At 66.3% G+C, this 16,162-nt stretch carries 11 protein-coding genes; 4 read left to right on the plus strand and 7 right to left on the minus strand.

All coding sequences use genetic code 11. From position 1 onward, the window contains the following. The first annotated feature begins 372 nt into the window (after positions 1-372). The 3 genes from H5411_RS16520 (at position 373) to H5411_RS16530 (ending at position 4,937) form a co-directional block, all read left to right on the plus strand. Positions 373-2,874 (plus strand): type IV secretory system conjugative DNA transfer family protein, encoded by a 2,502-nt coding sequence (locus H5411_RS16520; protein ID WP_101438028.1) that lies wholly within the window; start codon positions 373-375, stop codon positions 2,872-2,874. Between the two features lie 68 nt (positions 2,875-2,942). After that, positions 2,943-3,977 (plus strand): replication-relaxation family protein, encoded by a 1,035-nt coding sequence (locus tag H5411_RS16525; RefSeq protein ID WP_037364563.1) that lies wholly within the window; start codon positions 2,943-2,945, stop codon positions 3,975-3,977. A 6-nt stretch (positions 3,978-3,983) separates the two neighbouring features. Next, positions 3,984-4,937: a M23 family metallopeptidase gene (locus tag H5411_RS16530; protein ID WP_037364560.1), complete on the plus strand. Its 954-nt coding sequence runs from the start codon at positions 3,984-3,986 to the stop codon at positions 4,935-4,937. A 102-nt stretch (positions 4,938-5,039) separates the two neighbouring features. On the opposite strand, the gene H5411_RS16535 is transcribed toward H5411_RS16530, so the two are convergent. Then, a complete protein-coding gene (locus H5411_RS16535; protein WP_037364558.1) occupies positions 5,040-5,315 on the minus strand; it encodes a helix-turn-helix domain-containing protein in 276 nt (91 codons plus the stop codon). Positions 5,316-5,683: 368 nt separating this feature from the next. On the opposite strand from H5411_RS16535, the gene H5411_RS16540 reads away from it, so the two are divergent. Continuing rightward, positions 5,684-6,928 carry an AAA family ATPase gene (locus H5411_RS16540; RefSeq protein WP_143271440.1) on the plus strand — a complete coding sequence of 415 codons (1,245 nt, stop codon included), beginning with the start codon at positions 5,684-5,686 and terminating at the stop codon, positions 6,926-6,928. 9 nt (positions 6,929-6,937) lie between these two features. Here H5411_RS16540 and H5411_RS16545 read toward each other — a convergent pair whose 3' ends face one another. The 6 genes from H5411_RS16545 to H5411_RS16570 all read right to left on the minus strand — a co-directional run bounded on the left by H5411_RS16545 (position 6,938) and on the right by H5411_RS16570 (position 16,089). Next, positions 6,938-7,990, minus strand: a complete 1,053-nt coding sequence (locus H5411_RS16545) for a DUF3560 domain-containing protein (protein WP_081655199.1) — start codon at positions 7,988-7,990, stop codon at positions 6,938-6,940. A 94-nt stretch (positions 7,991-8,084) separates the two neighbouring features. Then, positions 8,085-8,687, minus strand: a complete 603-nt coding sequence (locus H5411_RS16550) for a hypothetical protein (RefSeq protein WP_101438025.1) — start codon at positions 8,685-8,687, stop codon at positions 8,085-8,087. A gap of 131 nt (positions 8,688-8,818) precedes the next feature. Next, positions 8,819-9,823 (minus strand): DUF932 domain-containing protein, encoded by a 1,005-nt coding sequence (locus H5411_RS16555; protein WP_037364546.1) that lies wholly within the window; start codon positions 9,821-9,823, stop codon positions 8,819-8,821. Positions 9,824-9,956: 133 nt separating this feature from the next. Next, positions 9,957-10,742: a hypothetical protein gene (locus H5411_RS16560; protein WP_143271439.1), complete on the minus strand. Its 786-nt coding sequence runs from the start codon at positions 10,740-10,742 to the stop codon at positions 9,957-9,959. 35 nt (positions 10,743-10,777) lie between these two features. Further along, positions 10,778-10,936, minus strand: a complete 159-nt coding sequence (locus H5411_RS16565; RefSeq protein ID WP_158242509.1) for a hypothetical protein — start codon at positions 10,934-10,936, stop codon at positions 10,778-10,780. A gap of 2,132 nt (positions 10,937-13,068) precedes the next feature. After that, positions 13,069-16,089, minus strand: coding sequence for a BTAD domain-containing putative transcriptional regulator (locus H5411_RS16570; RefSeq protein ID WP_238604463.1), 3,021 nt, complete (start codon positions 16,087-16,089; stop codon positions 13,069-13,071). Positions 16,090-16,162 lie beyond the last annotated feature (73 nt).

Raw genomic sequence — 16,162 nt, forward strand, 5'->3', positions numbered from 1 at the left:
ACAGACCCGGCCGAGTTGGCGCAGTACGCGGACCACGAATCTAGCACGGACGACGGCGGCGCGTTCGTCGATCTCGGCGTCGACGACACCGAACTGGCTCTCGATGCGGACGCTGACGGCCACGTCGACCTCGACAGCGCTGCCTGATCCGCACTGCCGTTGCGGGTCGCTCAAGGGCATGGCGGGGCGGCTGTCGCAGTGGCAGGCCGATTTCGACGCCGAACGGCACGCAAGCGGTGCCGTCATCTGCGACTCGTGCCCCTGCAACCCGTCCGCGCCTACCCCGACGCACGAAGGCCAAACGAACGCCGGACGACACGCGGCCTGAATCCGCACCTTTGCGACTTTTCCTTGCGAAAGAGGGGCTTTCTGATGTCATCCGCTCAATCCGTTGTCGCTTCGGCGAGGACGCTTGCGTCGCCGTTGCAGGACTACCTGCGCGATCCCGGTGCTGCAGTGCGCGCTCTCGTCGCGGCACTGCGGGAATTCGCGCTGTCCTGGGGGCCGCTCGTCGGGCCGGCCGTGGCGCTGGCGGTGGCCGCCATTGTGGTCGGGCGACGGTGGTGGGCGCGCCGGTGCCATGACCGGATGGTGGCCGACGCCCGGGTGGTCACCGTGCTCGCTCCGCCCACGGTCGATCCGGACGGCGCGGCGGCCTTGTACTCGAACCTGGTCGGGCTGTTGCGGTCCGGCTGGAAACGGCGGATGCACGGCCAGCCGCACATCGTGTGGGAGTACGTGTTCTCCCAGACCGGGGTCGCCCTGCGGCTGTGGCTGCCGGGCGTGGTACCGCCTGGCATGGCCGAACGCGCCATCGAGGCTGCCTGGCCCGGCGCGCACACCCGGACCGCGCCGGCCAAGCCGCCGATCCCCTTGGCCAATCCGCCGGGCAAAGCGGTCGAGGCCGTGGGCGGCGAACTGCGCCTGGCCCGCAGCGAGGCATTGCCCATCCGGTCGGACTTCCCCACCGACCCCGTCCGGGCCTTGCTGGGCGCACCGGCAGGCATGGCCACCCACGAACGGGCCGTGGTGCAGATCCTCGCGCGCCCGGTCACCGGCGCGCGTGTCCGCACAGCCCGCCGAGCTGCCCGCCGGGTCCGCACGGGCAGCTCGGCCCGGCTGGCCGGTCGCCTCCTGGACCTGATCACCCCGCACACCGGATCGCGCAAGCCCGCCACGACCGCGAAGCGGCCGGTCGTCGATCACCAGACCTCGCTGGAAACCTCGGCGCAGGACCGGGTCATCGTGGCCAAGCAGCGCAGCTCCCAGTACGAGACCCGCATCCGGTACGCCGTGGCCACCCTGGTCGACGAGCACGCGACCAGTACTGAGCGGGTTCCGGTGCGGGAACACCTGCGCGGACGCGGGCATGCCATCGCCAGCGCGTTCGCGGCCTACAGCGAACACAACTACTACCGTCGCGTCCGGCTCGCGCGTCCGGTCCAGTCCGTGGCCGAACGGCGCCTCGCCTCCGGCGATCTGCTCTCGATCGCTGAGCTGGCCGCGCTCGCTCACGTCCCGACCGACGAGGCCGTGCCCGGTTTGCAGCGCGCCGGAGCGAAGGCGGTGCCGCCGCCACCGGGGATCGCCACCGAGGGCGCCGGAGTGAAACCGATCGGAATCACCGACTCCGGCCACTCCCGACCGGTGGGGCTGCGCGTCGCCGACGCGCGCCATCACCTGCACATCCTCGGTGCGACCGGGTCAGGCAAGTCCGAGCTGATGGCGCGGATGATCCTCGACGACGCCGAAGCCGGCCGCGGCCTGGTCGTGATCGATCCCAAGGGAGATCTGGTCGCGGACACCTTGATGCGGCTGCCCTCGCGGCTCGGGGAGAAGGTGGTGCTCTTCGACGCCGACAGCCGTTCCCTCCCGCCCGTGCTCAATCCGCTCGAAGGCGACGACACCGCGCGCACCGTGGACAACCTGGTGTCGATCTTCTCCCACGTCTACGCCTCCAGCTGGGGGCCGCGCACCGAGGACATCCTGCGCTCCGGGCTGCTGACCCTGCGCGAGCTGCCCGGCACACCCACGCTGACCGACCTGCCGAAACTGCTCACGGTGCCCGCCTTCCGGCAGCGAGCGCTCGAACAGATCTCCGACGACGTCCTGACCGGGTTCTGGCACTGGTACGACGATCTGTCCGACGCCAGCCGGGCGCAGGTCGTCGCGCCCCTGATGAACAAGCTCCGCGGCCTGCTGCTGCGCCCGTTCGTGCGAGCATCCCTCGCCGGCGGCCAGTCCACAGTAGACATGGACGCGGTCCTCGACGGCGGGATCTGCCTGGTGCGCCTGGGCAAAGACGCGCTCGGGATGGACACCGCGCGACTGATCGGCTCGATCGTCGTCGCCCGCACGTGGCAGGCCGCCACCCGGCGCGCCCGGATACCGCAACGCGACCGCCACGACGCGTCGCTCTATATCGACGAGTGCCACAACTTCCTCAACCTGGCGTACCCGATGGAGGACATGCTCGCCGAAGCCCGCGGCTACCGGATGTCGATGACGCTTGCGCACCAGTACCTGCGGCAGCTGCCGCGCGAACTGGAAGAAGGCATCAGCACCAACGCCCGCTCGAAGATCATTTTCTCGGCGTCGCCCGAAGACGCCCGGCACCTGGCCCGGCACACCGCGCCCCGGCTCTCCGAACACGACCTCGCCAACCTCGGCCGGTTCCACATCGCCGCGCGACTGGTGCTCGACAGCGAGGAAGCTCCCCCGTTCACCGCAGTCACCCAGAAGCTCCCGCCCGCGATTCCCGGCCGGGCCAAAGAAATCCGGCGGCTCGCGCTCGTGAACACCAAGCCTCGAAACACGCCCGATCCGGCCGAAAACGCCCAGCCGGTGGCGTTCGACCCGCGCCGCGCGGCCTGACCCGCTCAGCTATTTCCGTTTGCCCGCAGGGCGTTCCCGCGTCCCGCACGTCTGGAGGTGCACTCACGATGGTCAGCAATCCCACCCCGCAGCGACAATTGCGGGCACATCGGCCCGAACGAACTGCGGCGCGGGTGCTCAACACGGCCGAGCATCACGCGTGGCTGGCCCGGCATCTCACCGACCGGGACCGGTGGCTGTGCCGAATGCTGTTCGAACACCACGTCCTCACCAGCACCCAGATCATCGACGTCGCCTTCACCGGTCGCCGCAGCGCGAACCTGCGCCTGCGCAACCTCTATCAATGGGGCGTGCTGCACCGGTTCCAGCCCCACCGCGACCGCGGCTCGCACCCGATGCACTACGTCCTCGACACCGCCGGAGCGGTCGCGCTGGCCCGCGAGGACGGCATCGACCCCAAGGAACTGGGCTACAGCCGTGAACGCGAGATCGGACGCGCGTTCTCGCTGCAACTGGCGCACACCGTGGGCTGCAACGGGCTGTTCACCACCCTGATCCGCCGAGCCCGTCAACCCGGCACCGCTGGTGTGCTCGCGGCGTGGTGGTCGGCCGCCCGGTGCGGCCGGCACTGGGGCGACATCGTCACCCCGGACGGCTACGGCCGCTGGCGCGAGGCCGGCAGGGAGGTCGAGTGGTTCATCGAGTTCGACTTCGGCACCGAGCAACTGTCCCGCCTGGCAGGCAAGCTCGCCCGCTACGAGCGACTGGCCGAGGTCACGGGCATCACCACACCCGTGCTGGTGTGGCTGCCCAGCGCCAGGCGCGAAGTCAATGCACGCAGCGCGATGGCCGAGGCGCTGCGGGGTCTCGACCGGCCTGCACGCGTACCCGTGGCGACCAGCAGCGGCGAGGCCGCGGCTGACCCGCTCGACATGGCCGCGCCGCGCTGGCGACGGCTCGACGAGTCCGGCACCGCCGGTCGAGTGGCGCTGGCGGGCCTGCCCGCCCTCTGGCCGGGCCTGCGCGCCTCGGCTCCCGGCGGCGGGCAGCGTCCGGCGGCCGCGACGCCCGTCGCCACGCGTGCGGAGGTGGCCCCGCCCTCCCCGATGCCCCCGCCCGACCCCGCGCATCCGTGGAGGTGACGCGTCATGGGCAAGATGGCCGCCGCCGGCGCCGGGTTCGTCGTCGTGATCATGCTCTTCATCGGCGGCGGCGCCATCGCTGTGGTTCAAGCCGTATTCGGCAGTTCCAGCAGTTCCGCCGGAGACCTGAACTGCGCCCCCGTCGGGGCGAGCACGACCTCGGCAGCGGGGTACGGACCGCAGGAGATGAGCAACGCGGCGACGATCGTCACGGTCGGCAAACGGATGAACGTGCCCGAGCCGGGCTGGGTCATCGCGGTCGCCACGGCGCTCACCGAGTCACGGCTGAAGAACCTGAACTACGGCGATCGCGACAGCGTCGGCTTGTTCCAGCAGAGGCCGTCGCAAGGCTGGGGAACGGTCGCGCAGATCATGGACCCCGCCTACAGCAGCGAGCAGTTCTACCGGCATCTGCTGGCGCTGCCGAACTGGCAGAACATGCCGGTCACCGTTGCCGCCCAGACCGTGCAGCGATCAGGATTTCCCGGCCGCTACGCGAAATTCGAGCCAGCAGCGCGCCAGATCGTCGGGGCCGTCCAAGGTGCCACCTGTACGACCAGTGCGAACACCGGCGGCTGGACGACCCCGACGAGCGGCACTTGCACCTCCAGATTCGGGTACCGCGGCAGCGAATTCCACAAAGGACTCGACATCGCCGCGCCCATCGGCACTCCGATCCTGGCAGCCAACTCCGGCACCGTGATCAGCTCAGGCCCGGCGTCCGGCTACGGCCTCTGGATCCGCATCCAGCACGGGGACGGGATCGTGACGATCTACGGCCACAACGACCACAACCTGGTCCGCGAAGGCCAATCCGTTCACGCCGGCCAGCCCATCGCCGCGGTCGGAAATCGGGGAGCTTCCACCGGAGCGCACCTGCACCTGCAAATCGAGGTCAACGGGCAGGCCGTCGACCCAGTAGAGTTCTACCGGCAGCGAGGAGGCCAGCTCTGCCGATAGCAGCGCACCGTCGCGGGTGCCCGGGACGAGCCTCCGTGACGTTCCCAGAGCGCTCCGGCGCATGACGCTGGCTCCGACAACCGCCCAGACGCGTGAATCCGGCTACTCGTCCGCCGGAGCACCCTTGAGGTGGTTGTAAAGGTTCGCGCGGCTGAGGCCGACCTCCTTGGAGATTTTGGTCTTCGGCACACCGGCCTTGTCCGCTTCACGGATATCGGCGAGCCGCTCCGTCCGTTCGACCTTCCGCTGCTGGAGCAGGATCTCCCGCATCTCCTGCAGAGAGCTTTCCACGTCGCGGATGCTCTCCAAGGCGGTTTCGATCGCTTCGATGCGCTGTCGGCGGGCGCGCAGCTGCGCGATGTGCTCGTCCTTGTCCATCTGCGGCCCTCTCTCGCGTTGCCAGGGTCGGCCGGCCTCTGAGCGTGACCAACTATCTGTTTGCCGCCCTGTTTCCCTAGACACCTTACCGAGACAGCCGCGGTCAGCGGGGGGGTGTAGTGACCCGAGGGCCCCGGTCGCGAACCACCTGCTGAGCCTGCTTCAACGGAGTTCCGGCGCGTCATCGGAGTCCGCGGGTGGCGGCCACCTCGTCGACACAGGTCACGGCGGTAGCCATCCCGGTACGCAGCAATCCGTGGGTCCCGCCGGACCCACCGCATCGATCGATCACGGCTTTGCGAGCCGGTCGCCCTGGCTGTCAGCGGCTCGCCTGCTGGCCGAGTGGGCGATTCCGCGTGCCACTATGGGTGGGTACCCAGACCATCTGGCTCGACCGTGAGGGCGCAATGGGTTTCTTATCAGGGCCGCGACAGATTTCGGTTCGAGGTTTTCTCGGCCGCCGGTTCCGCACCATGAGCGATGGCGGTTATCCGGGCCTGGTCTTTCTCCTGGCGCGCACGGCCGACAATCCGAAGCTGCACGAGCGGTTCTTCGCGGAGTGGACTGACATGCACGACGTGACGCGTCGCTGTCTGGCAATCATCACCCCTGCGCCGGGAAGCATCACTCTTGAGCATCAGGACCCGTGGCGGGCGGGCCGCGAGCAGGCCGTCGACCTGTGCGGCGTGCAGTGCTTGGGCGATACAAAGAGGCTTACCGAGCCGGCATTGAACGCTCGATCGTGCACGGACATCGACGCACGACCCGACATGGTGGTCGCCCCGGTGCTGCCAGGAAAGTTGCAGTCGTACCGGAAGGCATTGACGGTCGCGGTCAGCGAAATGCGCACATTTTTCGGTGTTTCTGAAGCATTGCTGCCTTGCACGGTGTTCGTCTCCATGTTTGAACGCCGTGTCTTCATTGTGGCACTGGATGACATGACCAGCCTGTATGGTTTTCTAAAGCGAATCAGGATTGAGCTGGAGCCGGTGCTGAACGAGCTCGACATGGCTGAGGCGGAACTCGCCGAGGCGAAGGTGGTCCGGGCAGAACACCATCGCCGTGTTGGCGACCTGCGCTGGAAGGCAAGGAGCGTGAACTTCGAGTGGCACGCGCAGCTGGCACGGTTGGCACAAGACTTGCTCAAGCTCACCGGGAGCCTGGCCGACGAAGAGGCCGAGCTGTGCCGGCAGGTGGCCGCTGACCTGGCCAGCGGCCAGGAGTTGACCCCCGAGAAGCGAGCATCGGCGCGGACTCTGGCCCGCAGGCTCAGTGAGGCTCGTATGCATGGGAAGATGCCGCGTCGATTGCGGCGGGCCATCGCCAAATTTGAGGCTGGCTACCCGGGCACGCACGACGTTGCGGTACGGATGGCGCAGGCGGTCGGCGAGCAAGACGCGCACCAGCGCACGATCGGCCGACTGAAAGCACGGATCGACGACCTCGGCCGGGAACTACGCCTCGGCGCGGCGCTTGTCACTGCCGCCAAGGACGGGACGACCGCCAGGAACATAGTCCAGGCCAACACGATCGGTACCGTGCACTTCCACCAACACGGCAAGGAGCGCCCCGGGCCAGCCGATCGACAAAGCCCAGCAGAGAGCAGTAGCTAAGCAGGTGCATCAGTTGCTCCGGTCGACGCCTGGCACCTCGTATGCTTCGACGACCTCCGGCGGCATCTCCTCCGTGGTGCGGTGTCCGCGCAGCTTGTGCCAGGCGACGGTCCAGGTGGCCTCTTTCTCTCCGGGCTGCGGCGGCGGGAAGACCGGGTTCGGCACAGTCACCGACTTCTTGTTGACCCGGCGTACCCGCATCCACATGTTGTTGTAGAGCACCCAGTCGCCCTTGCTCACGGTGTCCGGCCCCAGCGTGGACGCCTTGCCCTCAGCCTGGAGCTGGGCGTAGATGCCCTTCCAGTAGTCGATCTGCTCGGTGAGGGTGGTGATTTCGCGCCGCAGGTAGGCTGCGCGCTCCTCGCCGGGACGCCTGGTTACCCAGCGGTCCCGCGGTTGGCCGTGCTCGTCGGTCTCGGTCACCCAGCCCGGTTCGCCGTCAAGTTCGCGCTGAAGACGCCGGCGGTCGGCTTCCTGCGTCTCGATCCGGTTGGCCACGGTGACCGGGTTGTGGCGGGCGCCCATGTGGTGCGACGCGGTGTCGGCGCGGCGCGCCAGCTCGTCGGCGTACTCGCCCTGGTTGATGGATTTGCCGAGGTTGTTCCACGCGCGCTCGCGACGGTTGAGGTCGGCCCGGTAGCTGTAGTGGTCGACCAGCAGCGGCTGGCCCATCGGGATGTTGTGGAAAACGTAGTCGGCTTTCGCCCGCGTGGCGTCGGCCTGGGCCTGGTGTTTCCCTGAGCGCTCGGTGAGCCGGTCGGCCCGGTCGTCCATCCGGTCGGCGAGATCGGCCTCTCGCTGTTCGACGCTGGGCATCGTGTCGTCGACGTCGCGCTCGACCGTGTAGCCCGCATCGGTGAGCACGCGCTCGATCTCGGCGAGGGCGTACGGCTTGGACTGGCGATGCCGAGAGGATCGCAACAGCCACGCCGCGGCGTAACGGGACCAGGTCCATGACGGATGGGCCTTCAGCGCCAAGTGCGCAGGACTGTTACGAGTGGTTCCCTCGACGGTGGTGCCGGACTCGTAGTCGTGGTGCATTGTCAGAGTTCCTAGGGACATGGCGATGTGCCTCCTTCGTTTCAGTTCATAGGTGGTGCGGGGCTGTCTTGTTCAGTCCACCTACAGCCGGGCGGGTCATCAGTGGTCGCGGGTCTCAATCCGTCGTTCGCGGGAATGTCGCCAAGAACGCGGCGACACGGGCGGCCTCGCTCGGAGCGACCGAGAAGGCGAAGGCCACGTGTCCGCCGTTGCGGGGCACCGTGGCGGTGCCGACCAGAGGACCCTGGTAGCGCACGATCGCTTCCTGCGGGTCGTGGCCGAGCGGGCTGGGGCCGGGCGCGTGGACGGTCGCGCCGAACGGGTCCGCGATGGCGTGCGCGAGCCGGTCGCGCGCGGCGGCCTGGTCATCGACTCGTTGTTTCAGCTCGCGGGTTTCCGCGAGGGTGACCCGGTAGCCGGGCAGCAGTCGCCGGGCAGTCTCAGCGGCGACCGTTTCGGGTGTCTTTGCCGGGGACACCGTGATTTCGTGTGACGGCACCGGGTTGCCATGGCGATGCCGGATAGTCGCCAGGTCGGCCGGGAGGCCGACGGACAGCCTGAGCCGTGGTGTCTTCTCCCAGTCGGAATAGCACACGTGAAGCTGTTCACCGTCTGGGCCGATGAGGCATCGGTCACGGTGACCGTGGTGGCCCGGTCCGACCGTCCATGTCCCGTCGAGCGCTTCCGCCATCGCTGCCGCGAATGCCTGTATCTCCATGGGTTGTTTTCCTTTCTGTGTCGCGGTTGGTGTGCCCTACAACTGGTTCGGGCGTCGGCTATGGCCATCTCGCGGCCACGGCACCCGCGCGGCGATCGGCCGCGCGGGCACCGAAGCGGCGACAGTCCTTTTCAGACCGAGGCCAGCACCTTGCCGAGCGTCGTCACGGTGTCCTGGTCGAGCGCGTCGGCTTTTCCGTCCACCGCGCGGGACATGTTGCGTTCGGCGCGGGAGGCGTTGCGCACGATCGCTTCGTGGTGGGTGTAGGTGTTGATGGCCTGCACCACTCCCCACGCGGTACCGCGCCACGGGCTGACCCGGTTGTCGGTGTTCCACAACCGGTTGAGCGCGGCCCGTTCGTTCGTCGCGGTAGTGCGGGCACGTCCCTTCTCCTCGGGCACCGGAGTGTGTGCGTCCAGGAAGGCGCGCCATGCCTGGTCGGTCACGGTCGTTTCGCACAGGGCCTTGACCTCGGCGGCGAATTCCTCGGCCACCGTGTGGACCATGACGAGCGCGTCACGGGCCTCCACGATGCGGAACTTGCCGTTCTTGGAGTGCTTGACCTTGAACTGCTGGCCGTACTCGCGCAGCCCGGCCGACATCGTGTTGTCGCACACCACGTTGGTCACGGTGCGCTTGTAGGTGGTGGCAAGGCTGCCGTCGTGGCTGGTGCAGGCGACCAGGTTCGGCCGGAACTCCACGCCTTCCGGGGTGGTGATGTTCTCGGGCACTTCCACGCTCACCCAGGCCTGTCGGCGGTCGCGCAGCAGGCCCGCGGAACCGATCGACAGACCGTCGTCCAGGATGGTGCCGACCTTGTCCAACAGCCATTCCTGGTATTGGTGCACGGTGTAGCCGTCGGCGAAGATCCCGAGGACGTCACCGGTATCCGATGCGGTGATGGCTTGCTTGTTGGGCACGCGGCGAAGGCCGAACTTGCCCGCCACAAGCACCGGTTCCGGTTCGGCGGTCCAGTAGAACAAGCGCCGCTGCACGTCGGCGACCGGAACGGGTCCGGGGTAGTGGTTCGGCTCGCTGCCTTGTGCCGATGCCCGGTAGTGCCATGCGTGCCCGCGCTTGTCGGTGAATCCAATCAGAACGTTGTTGTTGAGCCATTCGCTGGTTTCTTTGGACATGACAAACCCACTTTCGTTAAGGGAAACCGTTGTGCGGTCACGGCGTCCGCACGCCTACGCGCGCGGCACCGAAACGCCACAACACCATGCGGTTAGTTGCCACAGTCAGATCGCGTCAATTCTTCCGCCCGGCTCACTGCGGCATGTTGTGAAAGCCACGCACGTTTTTGCCGTAGGGGTAGACAACCGGGTAACAGTGTTCGCAGCCACGCAATGTTTCGCGAACGTCCGACATGGTTACGGTGTGATTGCCGTGCCGGTATCCGTCGACCATGACCGAAACGCATTCGCAGTCGTCTTCTGCGTAGTATTCGGCGCAGTCGTAATGCAGTGGCTCATCACAAGCGCTTTCGAGCCACTTGTCGCACTCGATGCATTGCCGATATCCCAGCTCGAACATGATGTGGTCGATATCCCAGCCGTGGCAGTCGGTACACAAGGTCTGCCCGTCATCGCTCAACGCCGAAACGACGTCCGCCGCGCCTTCCTCGGGCACGTCGTAGCAGGCGATCAGCACGCGCGCGGCATTCTCGGATTCCCGCCCTGACAGGTCTTCGTCGTCGAGCAGCGGGTATCCGGCGAGAGCAGCACCGATACGGTCGGCGGCCGCACGTGCGGCGGAATCGCCGTAGTCGTAGGCAAGAAGACCGTTCCACTCGGCCGCTTTGCCGGGTGCCGCTTCCTCCATGAGCCGCACCGCCGCGTGCCCGTTGGACACGTCCGCCAGGTGGGCGCACTGGTGCCCGGTGAGGTAATCGCCGGGAATTGGCAGCGGATCACCGCCCGATCCGAGCACGAAGCCGAATCCGGACCAGTCATTATCTCGGACGCAGTCTTCACCGTCCCATGTCCCGTAACGGAAATTCTGCCTGAAGAACAAGTGCGCATCTTCGGAAAAAGAAATTTCAGGGTTGTTCATGATTGGCACTCCCAGCGGGTGCGGATTGGTGTTAATCACAGACCGCATGCGGCAAAGAAACGGTCGCGGTCGAATCGCGAGTTTACCGATTTGAAGTACGTGCACAAGGCGTCGGCGAGCGCTTTTCGTTCGTCGTCGGCGACAACTTCCCGACGTACGGAATCGGCAATTTCTTTGAAGTCTTTACGCGTCATGACAGAACCTCCAATGATGTTGTAGTTGCGTGTCGTTTGGCGGTTCAGGCCAGTTGCGAACTGGTACGGGCCGAAATCTGGACACGTCGGGTGCGATTCGCGCAAAGGGGATCATCTTCTATGTCCGTGCGATGCGTAACCGCAAGCGATAGCGCCCGGTCGGCCGGTAGCGCATTCCCTGAACCTCCCCAAAAGGGAAGCCGTTATGTCTAGCGCACAACGCAGGGAACCATGCCCGTGAGACATAGCGTGCTATGAACAGGAAAGCGCGACGCGCTTGAGAGAGTGTCGTTCAATGTCGGCAACCGCTCTACACAATCCGGACGCCCACACGTTGTGACGGTTTTCGGCGCTAGACCACCATGTAGTTATCTTGGGGACACACCACTGGCAGGCATGCCTTTTATGCGCGCTACTCCGCTCTATAGCAAGGGATTCACATAACGGGGCTGCAAGCGCAGTTACTACGCATCTCAGACTAGAAATGCGCGTTTGGCTACGCGTCGTTCCCCACTACTGCCCTGCACGGTTTCGCTGCTGTCCGCGCGGCCCAAGCCGCTGCCCGCGCTATGCGGGTCTTATCGTTCGTAACGACCAAACCTTTAAGGAAAAAAGGAAGGAGATCGCTCGCGGGACGCCGTGTCCCGGTCCTCACGCCCTTCTCTGTCTTATCTCTCCGGTCTGTCTCGGTTAAATGTCTAGGTTGACATACTGACTAGACACTTTCAAGCTTCAGCCGGGTTCCGTTATCTCGCCGTTACCTTCGGCATCGACCCCCTGCCCAGGGCCGGCCAGGCCCTTGAGCTGGGAAGACGCAGAGGAAGAGAAGGACCCGCACAGCGGCAGCCAGCGCCCGCGCCCGCAACCCGCACAGCGGCAGCCAGCGCCCGCGCCCGCAACCCGCACAGCGGCAGCCAGCGCCCGCGCCCGCAACCCGCACAGCTTGGATTCGGTACGAATTTCTCTTTGGATATCTTGCCGTTTTCGAATCACACCACTTGCAGCCACGCCGTTTATGTGGTTGTCAACATCTATGAGGTCATATTTCTGTATCGTTAGGTTTTATCTTGCGGGCAAGGAAAAGAGGGAAAGAGCTATGCAGTCACTTAGGATGAAAAAGAAGGAAGAATGGAAGAAAAGCTGTGACGAATGAGAATGAAGAAGAAGATGGCTACAGCACAACGGAACTTGCGGACGGAAGGCGGTGCGAGCATCAGATAGCCAACACGGCACCCAAGCCGACTGTTCACGTGCCTGCCGGCACCGAAGTCGGAGGACACGGAGGAAGGGGCCGCCTAGCCTTGATCTGCAACAAGGCTTTGACGTCCCGACTCCTCTCTAAGAGGAGTCCGAAGAAGAAGACGCAGAGGAAGGTGGAGAGGAAGATGGACGGGCGAGAGGCGTACGGGCTCGCCGCCGGCTCCGTGCTGGTTGTACACGCTGCAGAGCACTGGCCTCGGGCCACGCCGCGGATCGCCTCCGCTGTCTCCCGGAATCACACAAATACGTTCACGTCACGACGCTCAAAGTATCCGCGAGGAATCAGCACAGTATAACGAGGTTGGCTCGCGTTTGATAGCCTTCGATAGTTGGGTTCGCGATGGAATCACGGTTATCCGCTGCGCGAGGCACTGGGCTGATTAAGCTGGCTTGCCCAGTGGGATATGTGATTTCTCGGCTGCTGCAGGGCGTCCACAAGGCTGCGCTTGGGGCGGGGCGTTGGTCGAGGTCGGCCAATGATGCGTGAGCAGATGCAGGTGGCGGGCTTGTTCCAGCAGGGCGAGTGCCTGTCCGGGGCTGCGGTTTCTGATCTTGCGAACCAAAGTGCTGAGTGCGCCGAGGACGTCGCAGGGCCCGTCGATCCATTCCGCGGAGATGCCTTCGGCAAGGCCTCCGCGGTACCGCTCGGCGACACGGCTCGTCGCCGCGACGGCCGTTGCCGAGGCCTGGCGACTGGCGGTAATCGCGTCCTGGAGCCCGCCAGAGGTCGGCGGTCAGGATCGTTCTGGTCAAGCCGGTAGTGGCTGTCCTGGTTGACGATGAGATCCACGTGCGCAGCAACGCGACCATGATGCTGAGGGACGATGACTAGCCCCACGCCCGGACGCAGGTAGCTGACCGGGAACTGCCGCTCAGCTCGCTTCTCGGCCTCGTCGTTGGCTGCCACGAGGCTGGCGCAAGAAGTCGGCGAGCCCGATGGTGTCGCGGCCAGGACGCTGGTCCAGCGTAGCTAGCGAGTTGGTCAGGAGGCTCAACGTGCGCGAGATGCTGTCGTACTGGCCAAGCCGAGCTTGGATTCGCATCAGGTCTCGGTAAATGGCCTCGTTGTACGGATCGAGGCTGCGGGCCTGTTCGAGCAGTGCGAGCGTTTGCTTCGGGTCACCATCGCCGATTGTGCGGATCAAGGCGCTGAGTGCGTCGAGGACTTCGCGGCGTATTGCTTCGCGTGGTCCGTCGATCCAGTCTGCGGAGATACTGTCAGCGAGGTCGCCTCGGTACAGCTCGGCCACGCGTCGCAAGGTGGCTTCCGCGTCGGTCCCGATTGCTGCGTGGCGGCTTAGGGCGAGCGCGTCGAACACCTCCCAGAGGTCCACCGTGACTACGGAGCGGTCGAGCGCGTAGTGCCCGTCGTCGTTAGCGGTGATGTTGGTGATCTCATTCCTTGTCGCAGTACGCAGTCCACGGCGCAACTGGGAAAGGGTTGCGTGGAAAGAATTGTAGGGGCGATCGCCTGGTGCGTCGGGCCAGAGCGCCGCGGCGAGCACCTCGCGACGGGCGCCCTCGGGGTGCAGCGCGAGGTAAACGAGGACTTCGCGCTGGCGCGGCGCAAGACACTCGATGAGATCGGTGGGATTCGGTTCAACGCGCATCAGGCGCAGTCGGCCGAGCACCTGCAGATGCAGCGGCGTGTCCTCGTCGGCGCTGAGCTGCACGGAGGCGTGGGCGGGTGTTTGCAGCAACGGACGACCGGTCGATTGCTCGTCGCCTGCCCGAGAGGTCGCGGGCTTCCCGTCCTTCGATGAGCCGGCTGTTCGCGGTGGGATAGGGGCACGCGGCGGGGGTCGAGGATCGTTGTTGGGCGGAAGTTCGGGGGTTTCCTGCTCGGTGGTGGCGTCCGGGGAAGCAATGTCGATCGCGCGGCGCGCCGGTGGCGAGGCTGGCAATGCTGACATTACGGGTGCTGGTTCGTGCGCCCCGCCGGTGATGAACTCGAAGTTCGTCTGGTGTGTCGGGCAGTCCGCACCGGCGTCGTCGGTGGCAGCAAACGCCGCACGGCGTGCGGGGGCGTCTTCGCCCCTGCGCACGGAGGTCGTCTCGGCCGCAGGCTGTCCGGGCGGCTCCGAGTCATCCGGTTCTGCGGCGTGGAGGAGGGCGAGCAGCTCTGTGGTGTCGGTTCCGGGCAGGGTGAACAAGCGGGCACCGCCCAGAGCATCGGCGAGAGTCGGGCTGGTCGCTCCGATGGTGCCGTCGTTGCGGACGCGCGCGGTGCCGCCGGGACGCCATTGGCCGAGAAGCACGCCGGCCAAGCCGAGACCGGCGCCGTTGTCGAGGATGGCCTGCATTCGTCGCTCGACATCTCCCGCGGGCGTTGCGACCAGCACCGCATGCGCCCTGTCGTCGGCGTCATGCTCCTGGTCGGCTTCGTCGTCGCGGACGCGTGTGAGGAGTTCTGCTTCCAGGACTGACAGCGCGGCCGGCAGGTCGTCAACGATGCGGAGCCGGGCAGGCGCCCCCAGAGGCAGGTCGGTACCGAACAGGGTTTCGGCGTCAGCGGCAGGAATGACCACGAATGCACCTTGGCCACCGTTCACCGCTGGCGCGAGCAGGGCGACGATCAGGGCACGCGCAGCGGCGTGGGCACCGGGGCCGATGAGTCCGAGCCCGCAGCTGCGGGCGAGGTCAAGCGCGACAGCCTGTCCCTCGCGGAGGCCGAGCACGGTCGTCTCTTGCGTGGGCAACGCTGCGCGCGCGGTGGCCTGCGCGCGGTCACGCGCATCGAGGTCAGCAGGCCGCGCGAAACCGGAGGGCTGCTGCGAGATGCGCGACGCATTCTCGCCGTCGTGGGGCAGCGTTGCGTAGTCGTATGCGATCCGCAGAGCACGTACGACCGGGGCCCCGCCCGGATCATCAGGTTCGGCTGCACTGGGCCGATAACGGCTTCGGCGGTGCAGCCGCACACTTATCATCGCGACAGTGATCAGCGCGGCAAGTCCCAGGCCGACAAAAGCACCGGTGGGCAATGAGATCCCAATGCCAGGAACGGCAGCGGCAGGAGCGGCTTTGGCTGGCGGCGAAGGAACGGACGGCAGCGGGGTTGAAGGGGCTTGTGTGTCGGGGCCAGGTGCCTGTGGCCGATCGGGCGGGCTGGGGTGCTCTGCGACAGGGGGCGGCGCGGGAGAGACGGATGTCAGCGCGGGCAACCGCAGTTGCCAACCTGGCCGAATGAGACTCGGCGTGGTGAACACCGTCCCGTCGATCTGCGTGGTGCCACGGTTGAGCTTCCAGATCTCCGGCCAGCGATTGCCGTCGCCAAGGCAGCGTTGAGCGACCCGCCACAGGCTGTCGTGCACACCGTGTTCAGGTGGCCGCACAGTTTCCATGTCCTGCTGGCTCGCCGTGGCAGCTCGAGTATGCGCCGCGGCGGTGACGATCGCGGGTCTATTTGTCGACAGGATCTCAGAACGGTGAACCGCCGTCGCGATGGTGGTGCGTCCGTCTGCGGAGGGTTCGAGCGCGGCAGCCTGTGTCGTTGTGGTCGGGGCGCTTGTCCGGCTGCTGAGGATGGAGAACACGATCGTCCCGACCAGCACGCCCGCGGCTGCGTGTAGCGGGCCATCCCGGACGCTTCCCCCTGAGCGCTGCCAAGGCGCGCAGCGAACCACGTCCGGGATCGCGGCCAGCACGTCGAACGTGAACCGGGCCCACAAGGGCCACAACGCGCAAGCCAGGGCGTCGAGCAGGAACTGAGGTGACATCGGCGCGAGCAGGGTGTTCTGGATTTCGTCCCAGGCAGGCAAGTGGTCGGGCAATGGCCAGCCGATGAATTGAACGAGTGCCGTAGGCAAGCCGCCAATCAGAGCAAGCAAGACGACGACTGCCAGCAGAGCGCGAAGAGCACGGGCAAGCACTCGGACCGTGGCGGCGAGGACCAACCAGGAACGGTGACCAGCGGCGAATGGTCGGGCCGGTTTCCGTTGCGCTGATTCTGATGTCGCGGTCATGACT

It is taken from the genome of Amycolatopsis echigonensis (assembly GCF_014174495.1).
Lineage (GTDB): Bacteria > Actinomycetota > Actinomycetes > Mycobacteriales > Pseudonocardiaceae > Amycolatopsis > Amycolatopsis echigonensis.

Coding starts and splice junctions, on each gene's coding strand:
- H5411_RS16565 (WP_158242509.1), bottom strand. CDS start 10,936: ATGACGCGTAAAGACTTCAAAGAAATTGCCGATTCCGTACGTCGGGAA.
- H5411_RS16560 (WP_143271439.1), bottom strand. CDS start 10,742: ATGAACAACCCTGAAATTTCTTTTTCCGAAGATGCGCACTTGTTCTTC.
- H5411_RS16530 (WP_037364560.1), top strand. CDS start 3,984: ATGGGCAAGATGGCCGCCGCCGGCGCCGGGTTCGTCGTCGTGATCATG.
- H5411_RS16525 (WP_037364563.1), top strand. CDS start 2,943: ATGGTCAGCAATCCCACCCCGCAGCGACAATTGCGGGCACATCGGCCC.
- H5411_RS16545 (WP_081655199.1), bottom strand. CDS start 7,990: ATGTCCCTAGGAACTCTGACAATGCACCACGACTACGAGTCCGGCACC.
- H5411_RS16555 (WP_037364546.1), bottom strand. CDS start 9,823: ATGTCCAAAGAAACCAGCGAATGGCTCAACAACAACGTTCTGATTGGA.
- H5411_RS16550 (WP_101438025.1), bottom strand. CDS start 8,687: ATGGAGATACAGGCATTCGCGGCAGCGATGGCGGAAGCGCTCGACGGG.
- H5411_RS16535 (WP_037364558.1), bottom strand. CDS start 5,315: ATGGACAAGGACGAGCACATCGCGCAGCTGCGCGCCCGCCGACAGCGC.
- H5411_RS16520 (WP_101438028.1), top strand. CDS start 373: ATGTCATCCGCTCAATCCGTTGTCGCTTCGGCGAGGACGCTTGCGTCG.